At 47.3% G+C, this 12,975-nt stretch carries 9 protein-coding genes and 2 tRNA genes; 3 read left to right on the forward strand and 8 right to left on the reverse strand.

Going from position 1 to position 12,975, the window contains the following annotated elements:
* Window positions 1-2 precede the first annotated feature (2 nt).
* From EDI28_RS09950 to EDI28_RS09980, 8 genes are all read right to left on the reverse strand, one after another.
* Entirely contained in the window at window positions 3-1,952 is a 1,950-nt protein-coding gene (locus tag EDI28_RS09950) for a proton-conducting transporter transmembrane domain-containing protein (RefSeq protein ID WP_128783710.1), read from the reverse strand.
* Complete coding sequence (locus EDI28_RS09955; RefSeq protein WP_128783711.1) at window positions 1,949-2,563, reverse strand: 4Fe-4S dicluster domain-containing protein; 615 nt, start codon at window positions 2,561-2,563, stop codon at window positions 1,949-1,951. The genes EDI28_RS09950 and EDI28_RS09955 overlap by 4 nt, the downstream gene beginning before the upstream one ends.
* Window positions 2,564-2,893: 330 nt before the next feature.
* On the reverse strand, window positions 2,894-4,750 hold the full coding sequence (locus tag EDI28_RS09960; RefSeq protein ID WP_128783712.1) for a SelB domain-containing protein: 1,857 nt from the start codon (window positions 4,748-4,750) through the stop codon (window positions 2,894-2,896).
* A gap of 12 nt (window positions 4,751-4,762) precedes the next feature.
* Window positions 4,763-6,127 (reverse strand): L-seryl-tRNA(Sec) selenium transferase, encoded by a 1,365-nt coding sequence (gene selA / locus EDI28_RS09965; protein WP_128783713.1) that lies wholly within the window; start codon window positions 6,125-6,127, stop codon window positions 4,763-4,765.
* 93 nt (window positions 6,128-6,220) lie between these two features.
* Window positions 6,221-6,312: transfer RNA gene (locus EDI28_RS26925), tRNA-Sec, on the reverse strand.
* Window positions 6,313-6,603: 291 nt separating this feature from the next.
* A tRNA-Gly gene (locus EDI28_RS09970) sits at window positions 6,604-6,678 on the reverse strand.
* A 223-nt stretch (window positions 6,679-6,901) separates the two neighbouring features.
* The gene (locus EDI28_RS09975) at window positions 6,902-7,084 is read right to left on the reverse strand and encodes a hypothetical protein (protein WP_128783714.1); all 183 of its coding nucleotides are present in this window, start codon (window positions 7,082-7,084) and stop codon (window positions 6,902-6,904) included.
* A gap of 146 nt (window positions 7,085-7,230) precedes the next feature.
* A complete protein-coding gene (locus tag EDI28_RS09980; protein WP_128783715.1) occupies window positions 7,231-9,429 on the reverse strand; it encodes a glycosyl hydrolase family 18 protein in 2,199 nt (732 codons plus the stop codon).
* Window positions 9,430-9,994: 565 nt separating this feature from the next.
* Here EDI28_RS09980 and EDI28_RS09985 point away from each other — a divergent pair.
* The 3 genes from EDI28_RS09985 (at window position 9,995) to EDI28_RS09995 (ending at window position 12,954) form a co-directional block, all read left to right on the forward strand.
* On the forward strand, window positions 9,995-10,894 hold the full coding sequence (locus tag EDI28_RS09985; RefSeq protein WP_199287401.1) for a chemotaxis protein: 900 nt from the start codon (window positions 9,995-9,997) through the stop codon (window positions 10,892-10,894).
* Window positions 10,895-11,067: 173 nt separating this feature from the next.
* Window positions 11,068-12,549, forward strand: coding sequence for an FMN-binding glutamate synthase family protein (locus tag EDI28_RS09990; protein ID WP_128783716.1), 1,482 nt, complete (start codon window positions 11,068-11,070; stop codon window positions 12,547-12,549).
* Between the two features lie 99 nt (window positions 12,550-12,648).
* On the forward strand, window positions 12,649-12,954 hold the full coding sequence (locus EDI28_RS09995; RefSeq protein ID WP_128783717.1) for a hypothetical protein: 306 nt from the start codon (window positions 12,649-12,651) through the stop codon (window positions 12,952-12,954).
* Window positions 12,955-12,975: the final 21 nt, after the last annotated feature.

The following is a 12,975-nucleotide window of genomic DNA, read 5'->3' on the forward strand; positions in this document are numbered from 1 at the left end:
GATCAACTCACTCCTGACATGAAGGGAAAGAACAACACGACAAATAACGCGACGGTGCTACACAAGAAATGGACTTTACGGCTATCAAGACCATTATCTTCTACGCTCTGGCTACCATCGGTGGTTAGGCAAAGACGCGGCAGTATGTAGCGTTCAGTCAACGATTGCTGAGGACGGTTGTTATAAATGAAACCAAACATATGGCGCATCGGGCGAGTGACACCTGACGCAGAAACAGTCATACGGTGCTCGTACTGGTAACCACAGGCCCAAGGGTCGCCTTGTTGACGATTAGCCAATCGACGCTGACGGAAGGCATATAGCAAAGTCGCCGGCACCAAGGTCAGCAGGGTCAGCGCAATCGCAATGACGGGCGTCGATAGAATTGCCTGATCGGCAACAGCAGGATAAACCGCCATACCGTTCACGACGGTAACAGGCGCAATATGCAAGATTGAGGAGGCAATCGCTGAGAAATATGGCGCAATCCATGGCGAGCCGATACCCAGCACAATACACAGCACCGCGAGAGCCGATGTCGCCGTTACCATTGCAGGCCCAACCTCGCGGGTGTTCGCCGCTTGCTCCGTTTTAGGTGCACCGGCAAAACAGATACCGTAAACCTTGACGAAACACATACAGGCCAACGCCCCGGTTAACGCCAGCATTACCATGCCAAAAGGCCCTGCCAGCAGATTGGCTACGCTGCCGGTTTTTCCGAGGCTAAATAGCGACTGATAAATAAACCATTCAGAGACAAAACCATTCAGCGGAGGTAATGCACAGATAGCCAAGGTACCGATTAGGAATGTAATAGCGGTTTTTGGCATGGTTTTGCCCAAACCGCCCATCTTGTCCATGTCTTTGGTGTGCATCCGATAGACAATAGAGCCGGAACCAAGACACAACAGACCTTTGAATACCGCGTGGTTCAGCAAGTGGTACAGACCGCCCAGCAACCCCAGCAACGCCAAGGTCGGATGATGAGAAGCGATCCCTATCATGCTCACCCCGACACCAATTAAAATGATGCCGATATTTTCGATCGTGTGATAAGCAAGCAAGCGCTTGATGTCATGCTCAGCAAGGGCATACATAACCCCGAGAACAGAAGACAGGGCACCAAAGATCAGTACCAGAAAGCCCCACCACATCTGGGTTGCGCCAAGAAATAGCACACCAACTTTTAAAATGCCGTAAATACCGATTTTCACCATGACGCAAGAGATCAACGTCGAACAATACGAAGGGGCAATCGGATAAGCTTTTGCCAACCAACCATGAAAACCAATACTGGCGGCTTTAATCCCAAAGCCGGCCAACGCCAATAAAAACACCAGTGATGCCGTGGTGCCGGTAACAGGATTATGGCTAAACGCACTGAAGTCATAACTGTTGGCATGCAGCGCTAAAATCAAAAATGCAGCCATGATCAACACACTTGCTACATGGTCGGCAATAAAATACTGCAAGCCTGCTTTCTTGCTTGAGACGCTGCCGTCACTGATAACAATCAGCCAAGAAGCCAGTGAAATGATCTCCATAAACACGATAAAGACCATTACATTGGCTGACACCACCAAAGCTGTCATCGCGGCGGCAAAAACGTTGAACAGAATATTGATTTTCCAACCGCCTTTACCTAAATATTCTTTAAGGTAATTGATGGAGTAGACAGAAGCCGCCATGGTCACGATAGATATCACTACCACCATCAAGGCAGACAACATGTCCATATTCACAACACGACCCGCTGCGGCAGCGGCATCTGCCGAGCCATAACCACAAACAATAGTGGTTAGGCCTGCAAGCATGCCAAATAACCCACCAAAGGCACTGATCACCCCTGCAATACGCAAGCTATCTTGTTCCTGCTTGCGCCCCACCAGCGATACTAGCGCGGCAATGCCATAACAAACCAAGGCAAATAGAACTAAAACTAACGGATTCATTGTGTTACGGCTCCATCTTTCACTGATGCAGAACTTTCTGCTGCACATTGGCGTTTCGCCTGACGTGCTTTGGTCACACTCACCTCATCGACCACCACCAGCGCCTGAGTCGGGCAGACCTCGACACAGGCTGGGCCATCTTCACGAAAACCACACAAATCGCATTTCACGGCAATGCTTTTCACCCCGGGCTCCCAGGCCAGAATGTCTTGCCCGAACGTACTGGGTACCGAAGTGGATGGATTACTGGAGCGAGGAGTAGAGGGGATAAAAGTATCGTAGCTATTTGCCATCGCCACGGGACGACTACCATCAAAGGCTATCGCACCAAACGGGCAGGCAACCGCACACAACGTACAGCCAACACACAGGGTCTCGTTGAGTAAAACCCGGTCACCTTCTTTGGTAATGGCCTGAACAGGACATACCTTGGCACAGGGGGCATCTTCACAGTGACGGCACATAACAGGTGCTGTCGCATCCTCATGCTTAATCACCGTCAGCCGAGGATGGCTTTGCAGACCTTCTTTCTTATGTACTGTTGAGCACGCTGCCATGCAGGTACCACAGCCAATACACTTCATAGGATCTGCAATTACAAAGCTTTTCATGACATTCCTAGTCAATTGCAAAACCCTGCAAATAGCAAAGAGTGTGCCATTAATCACACTTTTATTTTTAGTGTTATTTATCAGCAGGTTAAATTCAAAGTAGACAGAAAATTAGATACAACTCATTATCAACCAATTGTCATCGACACTACTATCGTCAATCAATATCGACAATAGTGTCGAATGACAGCCGTCCCCCAGCAAAAACGCTTTTTACAGTAGGTACTTTTCACAAAAAAAGCGGGGGACACAACCTTGTGTCCCCCGCCTTTCCCAACAATATTTTTCCAATTTGTTCGCGACCTTTTCCGGGCTTTTATCAGTTTCGGTTTATACCGACACTGATTGCCAGGTGCGGAGAATAATCCGCTCATCGCCGTCACGCCTCACCCAACCGTCTTTTTCCATCCGGTTCGCGAGTGGAATGGCGTACTTACGGCTCAACCCGGCACGAGTTTTTATGTCACCCATCGTGATACGATCCTGCGCCTGATGGTCTGCAACCACCGCCTGGACGATGCCTTGGTACAGCGCCATATCATAGTAAATGGTTTCATCCAGCGCGGTAATATACTTATAGTGTGCCAGCTGGCGCAGCCATTTCTTTCCGCCCGTCACCGACACCTTGTTCAGTTCCAGACCAGCCTTACCCAATCCACGAACTTGATCTAACAACGCCAACGCTTCAGCTGGCAAATCATCCTCATTTTCCCCCTGCCCGAGACACCACTTACCATGGCTCAGGTGCACTTTATCCTGCTGTTTTATCGCCTGCATAATCACCGATAACACCGTATCGTCCAACCGTAGCCGACTGCCAATTTCGCCGATGCCCATTGCACCATCTTCGGCCAACATTGTGAGCAAGGTGTGCTCGGTGTTCGCCAGCCATTCAGGCGCAAACATAATCGGAGCAAGATAACGGCCTTGATATTCCTTGATCGTACCGACTTTGCTGGTATCAAAATATCCCTGCAGATTTAACAGAAGCTGATACTTGAATGCAGGAGTCAAAACCGCAGGTAACTGATCTAACTCATCATAGATTCGACGTTTACGGCCTGATGGAATAAAGTCACACCACACCACCTCGCCACCATGCAGCAGACGACTTCCCCCCTTGAGGATAATCGCAACACGCTGGGCAAACTGAAGTGGCAGCGGTTGTTTAAATACCAGTCGCGCCAGTTTCGTATCTGGGATATAACAGAGCTTGGCGATACCGTGCCACGTTCCTATAGCCACCTCGACTTCGCGCTGGCGCTTAGCCGGCGATGCCGTTTGGGTTTGGCTGATACGCACCACACAGTGTTCAGTCTGCATAATCACTGACTCAGTGCCGGTCAGAAGGTGACCTCGCCCAACTTCTTTACGGGTCAGTCCCTTAATATTGACCGCAACACGGCAGGTTCCTGACACCGAATCCAGTTGCTGATGATAAGCTTGAATCGAACGCACAGTACCCACCTTTCCCAAGGGGTAGCAGCGCACCTTATCGCCGATGCGCAAGCAGCCTTGCGCCAAGGTACCGGTCACAATCGTCCCGATCCCGTTAACAACAAAGGCACGGTCAACATACAGCAACGGCGGATTCACATCGCCAGAATGTTCAGGTTCAGAGTGCGACGCACATGACTCAGGAGCCGTACGTGTCCGCGCAACGGTCTCGATAACTAACTGTCGTAATGCCGGAATATTGTCTTGATGCAGTGCCGATACCGATACCAGCTCCGGTACCAGCTCTGTCATCTCCATCACATTTTCCAGCGCTTGTTCTTCAATCTCGGCCAACCGCTCCGGAGAAACCTTGTCACGCTTGTTTATACAAACAATGATCTCTTCTATCCCCATGGCGTGGGCAACCTGAACATGGGAGGTTGTCATCGGCATCCAGCCTTCGTCGGCCGCCACCACCAGAATCAACGCATTCAGATGCCATACCCCGGCAACCATATTACGCAAATACCGCTCATGCCCCGGAACATCGATAACACCGATAGTATTGCCATCATCATCTTGGAAATGAGCAAAACCCAGATCTTGAGTCATCCCCAGCGCTTGTTCATGAGGGCGGGCGGTAACAATACCTGTCAGCGCCTCAATCAGTGCAGTCTTGCCATGGTCAACATGCCCGGCCAGCCCGACAACAGCCTGATAGGCTGGTACTACATTTTTTACATGAATCATGGTGTTCTCAACCTATTTCTGGAAACGCTGCAGATAGTGTTCGATTTGGCTTTCAAAGTGATGGAGATCATCATCAAGCAAAGTCGCCAGATTCAGCATCAGCCGATCAGCATGTAAATAAGCAATAATCGGAGTTGGCATCGCACGCAGGGCATCAAGATGTTGTTGTGCCTTACCAGGTAACAACAAAGCCAGACCATAGCAATCATAGGTTTCAGATGGAATTGAACCGCCACCCACCTGCATCTCCATCGGAACCATCTCGGCATACGGTGCCCATTTTGCTACCAGACGCTCAGCTAAGGCACGGGTGTGCTGGCAACGAAGGAGGGTATGCTGTGCGATACCTTCGCCTGAAGGTGTTTGGTTGAGTTTTCGGATCAGCAACTCTTCTAATAACGACAGAACAATACGCCCCGGCCGGAATGTCCGCATCATCGGGTTTTTAGCCAATATTTTTGTTAAACCCTGACGCCCTGCAATTATCCCGGCTTGAGGGCCGCCGAGAATCTTATCGCCTGAAAAACACACCAGATCGGCCCCCATTTGCAAATATCGGGAAAGCGACGTTTCGCTGCTGGCGTATTGTTCCGATGACAAGCCCGACCCTTGATCAACCACCAGCTGAACATGTTCGGGTAAGCGCTTGGCAACATCCTGAATATCCGGTGATTCGGTAAATCCTTGGATTGAAAAATTAGACTGGTGCACCATCAATACCATGGCAGTATTGTCGGTGATCGCGTTGATATAATCGTCGCTGGTAGTAATATTGGTGGTGCCCACCTCAACCAACTTGCAGCCAGAGAGCGCCAGGATATCGGGAATACGAAAACCGCCACCAATCTGAATTTGCTCACCGCGCGAAACAATCACCTCCTTGCCTGCGGCCAGCGCATGCAGGATCAAGTAAATAGAAGCCGCGTTATTGTTAACAATGACACAGTCCTCAGCACCAAGCCATGCATTGACTAACGTTGGTAGCAAACCATTTCGGCCGCCGCGCTTACCGGTAGCAAGCTCTAGCTCGAGGTTACTGTAACCGGTATTCACCTCACGCACGCTATCCCATATCTCAGTTACAATCGGCGAACGCCCCAGGTTGGTATGTACCGCAATGCCAGTGGCATTAAGCACTCTCATCTGACGCTTAGACTGCTGAACCTCGCAGACTTTGACTACTGCAGCTAACACATCTATACCCTCGGCACCTTGCACTTTAAAGCGCTCAGACTGACGAATAAGGGTAAGCTGAGAACGAATAATCTCTGTAACTACAGGCCGGCTCAAGGCTAAGACATAGGGTTGCAGGAAAGGATGTTGCAGAAGTTGTTCGACTTGAGGTAGACGATAATTGATTGCAGTTTTGACGGCCACTGGCGCATTCCTTGAACTGATCCAGATATAACAATGACCATGCTTTTATTTCAAACATAGTCTGTACTGAAAGAGCCATTTAAGCGCTTGAAATGGCGGAAGAGGCAGGAATCGAACCTGCCAGAGCCTATTCAGCTCACATCGGTTTTGAAGACCGAGAAGGCCACCAGACCTCATCTCATTCCGAAACTGCGTGCATACTATGCGAAGAAGGTGAATATTTTATTGATACAAATCATTTATCATACAAATAAGCGAAATTTCTAGTGAGGCTGTAAAAAGACTATAAATTGAAAAACTAACCACGAAAATCACGTAGTTGTACCAATTTGGATAAATAGTTGTTCAGAAAATTGCGCAGGAATAATTACTGAGGAAAAAGCATCAGAGCTATAGCTGATCATCAGACGTACAAAAATACGCTGCTAAGTACTTTATTTTTCAGGTAGATATATGGAACTTAGAGATAAGAAAGCTGGAGCGGGCAGCGGGAATCGAACCCGCATCATCAGCTTGGAAGGCTGAGGTAATAGCCATTATACGATGCCCGCTTTATTGATATCATTAACTAGGTTGCTAATGATGTTTTGCATCGAACAGGGACATAATGTCAGATTATTCAGCGAAATAAAGCACCCGACCCAAAAACTTGACATACATCACAAAAAAAGCAAACCAATCGCTTATTAAACAACCACATAGATGTGGTTTTGTCTGTCTCCACAAAGTACAAAAGCTGGCTTTCTGCCAGCTTTTGATAAACACGTCATTCTACTACTTGCTTGATGGGTACTCGCCTTCTTTCCTCTTCTGTGCCTTATTGCTTACCGTCCAGTGCTCATTAGGATCATAGCTCTCATCACAAATATCTAGAGAAAACCCCATATCAACAATTTCTTTCAATGTCAGGTTATCAGCAAGTTTGGCAATCTCTCCTGACTTGTTACGTAGCTCCATAACCGCCCACCTTCATCAAATATCCAACGCCCAAGTGACATTTTAAATATAGTGCCGCCTTTGACATTTGTCTTGTTGCCTCGCTAGGTAGAAAACAGCCCTGCTCAGGCAGGGCTGTAAACGGCGATTAGCTGTTAGAGCGTCAATCAGATCTGTTGCCAAACATTACTTTGATCTGGCTGTTCGCCTTTTGTCCACCACTTCGCTTTATACTTCAAGCCGTTGTAGGTAACAATATCACCGCCAACGTAAACAGCACTAGAGTCCCAAGTTGTATTACTTTCAGCCGTTACAGTCACAGCGACAGTTGAACTCGCTTCCGCCTGACCATCTGACACAGTAACAACTAGATTAACAACTGTGTCAACGGATACCGCTGGTGCTGTAAAGGTGACATTCGCGCCTGCCGCTGTGCTGGTCACGGTGCCACTGGATACGGTATAAGTTAGTGAATCGCCATCAGCATCATCAGCCGAGACAGAAATCACCACTTGCTGACCACTGGCTACCGTTGCAGTTGCTGGTGCTGTCAACACTGGAGCTGTATTACCACCATTTACGCTTCCTTTGACATTCACGACCACATCTTTGACAACGCTTTTACGGCCATCAGTCACCTTGACGGTTACCACTTCTTGTAGATTGGTCGCTGTGTTTGGCGCTTTATAGGTTACCGACGCACTACCATCACCATTATCGACGACAGTTGCATTTGTCGCGCTAAAGGTTAGCTTGTCACCGGCATCAGCATCTGTCGCAGAAACAACAAAACTAATCACCTGCCCTGCATCAGCCGACTGTGCTGCAGGAACGGTGAGTACCGGCGCGTTATTTGGTACCGTGCCTGTGGTAAATACACGGTCAATGGCTTCAGCCAATGGCGAACTCAACTTGGTACACGTCTTAAGGTTGGTACCATGATTAATAAAGGTGCCTTCACACTTAATATCACCATGCACCTGCCAGACAATAACGCCGCCCAGGTTGTTATCAACGATGTACTGTGCCTTCTTCTCGATAGCAGGCACATCATCATAGCTGAGGAAGTACTTACCTTTCACCGCGTAAGGTACTTCAGCATTAGCGTCCCACTTGTGCTCCCATCCAGGCTGCTTAATTATATAGTTATAGTTCGGCTGCCCTTCGAAGACTTTCCAGTTATCCATATCTGCCGCTGAGTTAGTCGGGCCATCGACACTAAAGTTTACGGTACGTTTTTCGGTCGGTGCGCCGACATAAGCCACAGGCTCTGTGGTCTGTACACCTCGGCCATAGAATGCGGCACCAAAGTTGATTTTATTTGACGGTACCCCTTTGGCTGCCATCCAGTTACGCAGGTAATCTAGGTTAAATTCAGCAAACTCCTCCTCTGGATAAGCGTAAAGCGGCGAATTATGCCCAGCTATGTTTGACCATCCCCCGTTAAGGTCGTAGGTCATCATGTTGAAATAATCCATGGAAGCAACAAGACGTGACCAGTTATACCCTTCCAGTTTTGTCGGCGCAGCCGAGAAAGCTGCCGTTAGCAGCTTGTTCGGACCGATCCGCTGACGAATATCTTCCATCAGCTGCTCAAAATCAGCGAAATCTGTCTGATTACCCGGGAAATTCATACCGCCACTTCCCGGGAATTCCCAATCAATATCAATACCGTCAAACCCTAAGGCCATAAGCTTGTCGACATCGGCAAGGAAACGCGCTTTCTTGACTGGATCTCGCGCCGTTTCAGGGAAATGCTTCGACATACTCCAACCACCTAACGAGGCCATGACCTTGACACCTTTCTGATGAGCAAGATCAATAAGGCCTGGCGCACCACCCGTCTTTTTCAGAGGAATTGGGAACTGTCCTGTAATACCTGTTGGTTCATGTAACCAACCGCTGCCTTGTTGAACAAAGCCTTGATTTTTAACTTTAAGGTACTGCTCCTGATTCCATGGTTCATTAACCGGGAATTGGTGAATATACTCTAGCTCCCCCCAAAGAATATGGAAGTCCCAGCTGGAGTAAACGTCGGGATGAAGTAACGGGCCGGGCTCTTGTACAGCAGTCGGTTGGTAAATGTTTTTATTTCTCAGATCACCACTGTGCAGTGAGCCATCTTTGGCCACACCAAAGAAGGAAAAGTTCAGGATAGAATAGATATCCATATTAACATTCAGGTGAGTAGCTTCGCCCTTTACGCTAAATCCTTCGTTCGGGCCTTTCCATGCTTCCCACTGGGTAAGGTAGCCGATCACATTTTTATCATGTGTCGGAGCCGCCTGAGCGGTACTGGCTACCCCTGTTATTAACATTGCGGCTACGGCGCCGGCAACTTTGCCCAGGATCAATCCCTTTTTCATGTTTTACTCCACGTCATCATTACTAAATTCGTCCGGGTACGACTCGTATACTCTCGCAACCCACTAGTGACTCTTCGTTAGCAGCTTTCCGTCATGGTTTTTACATTCACAAGCTATTAGCCCTACAACAAAGAAACCATCATCCGAAGCATTTCTCCCAAGAGTTAGTAGTAATTCTTATATGAAGTTTTTTTGTTTCGCGAAAATTATTAAGCGTTTTTAATAAGACCTCTAGGAAATACGTGCAATTTGTGTAAACGACATAGCATTCGCCCTAAACACATTCCAACAAACCTGTTTCTGAACGCTGTACAGGATGATAACCAGCAAGAACATTCACATAGAAAAATAAGATAAAAAGGCACTTTTCAGGCAAAAAAAAATAGCACTTTATAGAATTGCATACTTTAAAAGCGCAATTAACCCTGGTGGGGATTATCCAGTTCTCGCAAAATTCAAGAATTTACAATAAAGTCAATAACATCAATTCCTATTAGCTTAATAAAAAGCTACTATATTAGATTATATCTTTGAGTAATTTCTAACGCGCTAACAGGGATTGAAAATGATCAAAACTGCAACGAATCAATCTCAGGGAATGCTGCTTTTTCAACTTACATCGCTCCAATCTTTTGCTATTGGAACGTTGAAGGTAAAAGAAATTGTTCCTTACACACCTTTGACGGCTATTCCGCATTCGCATCCAACGGTATTGGGAGCAGCCAACCTACGTGGTGATACATTGCCAGTCATTGATATGGCTAAAGCAGTTGGCTATCCGCCACTAAGCAAAGATGAATTGAAAGACTGTTACATCATCATTACTGATTGCCGACGTATGCTCGTGGGCTTTTTGGTACGCGGGATCAATAAAATCACAGAATGTAATTGGCATAACATTGATGCACCGCCAAGCGCGCTGGGAAGCAATGTTTTTGTCACTGGTGTTATGAAGGTCGACGACAAGCTCATTCAGTTGCTCGATGTTGAATTACTGCTATCTAAAGTCTTCCCTGATAAACCTGGCAGCCTGCTTCCGGTTCTGACCGATGTTCAGCGCGAGATACTTCGACCGCTTAAAATATTGCTGGTTGATGATTCCGCTGTTGCTCGGCGTCAGCTGTCACAAGCACTCGACAGTATCAGCATCCCTTACTTCATTGCGACAAATGGCAGCGATGCGCTCAATATGCTTCAGCATGCCGCTGATGTGGGCAGTCCTTTCGACATTATTGTCAGCGATATTGAAATGCCGGGCCTTGATGGCTATGAACTAGCTTTCGAGGTCCAAAATAACAGTAGTCTAAACCATGCCTATATTATTCTGCACACATCACTGTCTAGTGAAATCAGTGTCTCACAGGCCCACCAAGTAGGTGCGCACGAGGCGCTCACCAAATTTGAGGCTAATGAGCTGATCCATGCCATGCTGCGAGGAGCAGAGAAAGTCAGCACCGTCGATTAAGCTCACCACTCGCTCTCATACCTTAAACAACTAGGGCGCGCATAGTGCCCTATTCTCTACTCCCCTCATCAGTGAAATTATCTCGCACTTATTCGTTCCTTATACCTGCAGTCAAAATTCAGCTACGTTTATTGTTGTCTAGCTAACAACAGTAGACATCGAAGGGGGGTGATATGGGTGATTTTATTCTACTGAGTATCGACTTTTTATCCGGTTTGTTCATTTTTATTATCGGTCTTGGGGTTCTACTTGCTATCTACATGTACATCGTCGATATCAGACAACATAAACACGCGATTCGACATAATTACCCGGTTATTGGACGATTCCGTTATCTATTTGAAAAGCAAGGGGAGTTTTTCAGACAATATTTTTTCTCTATGGATCGAGAAGAGATGCCCTTCAATCGAGCAGAGAGAAGCTGGGTTTATAAAGCAGCCAAAAACGTCGATCGTACCGTCGCCTTTGGCTCAACCCGGAGCCTAGATCCTGCTGGCACGATAATGTTCATGAATTGTGCATTTCCTACCCTAGAAGAAGATGCTGTCACGCCTGCTGCCATTACCATTGGTGGGAACTGCCGCTATCCCTATACGACCAACTCTATTTTTAACATATCCGGTATGAGCTTCGGAGCCATATCCAAACCTGCTGTCAGAGCACTCTCAAACGGAGCACACATTGCCGGCTGCTGGATGAATACCGGAGAGGGAGGACTAAGCCCTTACCACTTAGAAGGAAAGGCCGATCTGGTGTTTCAGATCGGCACGGCCAAGTACGGTGTCCGAGATGAAAACGGTGAGCTTAGCGAAGAAAAACTCAGCGAGATTGCTTCCCACTCTGAAGTCAAAATGTTCGAAATCAAAATTAGCCAAGGTGCGAAGCCCGGCAAGGGAGGTATGTTACCGGGTAAAAAAGTGACGGCTGAAATTGCCAAAATTCGAGGCATCCCCGAAGGGCAGGACTCCATTAGCCCCAATGGCCACAAAGATATTCGCACTGTCGGTGATCTCCTTGATAAAATACACTGGATACGAGAAATAACAGGCAAGCCTGTTGGCTTTAAAGCCGTGATCGGATCTTTACAGTGGTTCACCGATCTCCTCGATGAAATCGAGCGACGAGGAGCCAAAAGCGCTCCTGACTTCATCACTATAGACAGTGCTGACGGTGGCACGGGTGCAGCTCCCCAACCTTTGATGGACTATGTCGGGTTGCCGTTAAAAGAAAGTCTACCTCTTGTGGTTACTCTGCTCGAAGAAAGACAGCTCAAAGATCGCATAAAAATCATTGCCTCCGGCAAGCTAATTACCCCATCAAAAGTGGCGTGGGCTATCGCGCTTGGAGCCGACTTTGTCGTTTCTGCACGAGGACATATGTTTGCTTTGGGCTGTATTCAGGCATTGCAATGCAACAAAGACACCTGTCCAACAGGTATCACAACGCATAACAAGAGGTTGCAACAGGGCCTTAACGTGGCGGACAAAACACATCGAGTTGCTAACTACAATAAATATATTCACTATGGCATTGGCCTGATAGCCCACTCCTGTGGTGTTACTAACGTCAGGCAATTAAATAGATCACACATTAGAATTGTCACAGAAAGCGGCTTATCCGTCGCTTTGGAAAAGCTCTATGAAAATCACCGGTAATTTTGTATCACAGCACGACAGTTTGACGGTTTTCTGACAATAAAAAAGTCCTGCTATGACAAAGTAATGCTTCAGCCAAGCAACATTCGTAGAGTATCCATGATTAAGCACGCTATCCTTACCCTGTTCCTCCTTGGTGCATCAACAAGCTCACTGGCATCACCTGAGCTGCTATCTCCATCTGAAATTCAATTCGGCCAATTTAAGCTGATCGAGACGATAGAAATACAAGGTGATATAGACGACAGCTTATTACAACTAGTTGATATAAAATTGAAAGACAAAAACACGGATTTCTACGTTATACAGGATATCTCTGAAGATACCCGCAAGGACACGGTGACTGTGGTCGTGAATCTATACAATCAAAACAGTAATCTCGATCTCTCTCAGCATCCCGCCTAAAAAGAAGGGGGCGATATAAGC

This window comes from Photobacterium chitinilyticum, from assembly GCF_004104355.1.
In the GTDB taxonomy this organism is placed as follows: Bacteria; Pseudomonadota; Gammaproteobacteria; order Enterobacterales; family Vibrionaceae; genus Photobacterium; species Photobacterium chitinilyticum.

Excerpts from the sequence above, each read along its gene's own strand:
- EDI28_RS09950 (WP_128783710.1), bottom strand. The coding sequence starts at position 1,952 with ATGAATCCGTTAGTTTTAGTTCTATTTGCCTTGGTTTGTTATGGCATT.
- EDI28_RS09955 (WP_128783711.1), bottom strand. The coding sequence starts at position 2,563 with ATGAAAAGCTTTGTAATTGCAGATCCTATGAAGTGTATTGGCTGTGGT.
- EDI28_RS09960 (WP_128783712.1), bottom strand. The coding sequence starts at position 4,750 with ATGATTCATGTAAAAAATGTAGTACCAGCCTATCAGGCTGTTGTCGGG.
- EDI28_RS09975 (WP_128783714.1), bottom strand. The coding sequence starts at position 7,084 with ATGGAGCTACGTAACAAGTCAGGAGAGATTGCCAAACTTGCTGATAAC.
- EDI28_RS09980 (WP_128783715.1), bottom strand. The coding sequence starts at position 9,429 with ATGAAAAAGGGATTGATCCTGGGCAAAGTTGCCGGCGCCGTAGCCGCA.
- EDI28_RS09985 (WP_199287401.1), top strand. The coding sequence starts at position 9,995 with ATGATCAAAACTGCAACGAATCAATCTCAGGGAATGCTGCTTTTTCAA.
- EDI28_RS09990 (WP_128783716.1), top strand. The coding sequence starts at position 11,068 with ATGGGTGATTTTATTCTACTGAGTATCGACTTTTTATCCGGTTTGTTC.
- EDI28_RS09995 (WP_128783717.1), top strand. The coding sequence starts at position 12,649 with ATGATTAAGCACGCTATCCTTACCCTGTTCCTCCTTGGTGCATCAACA.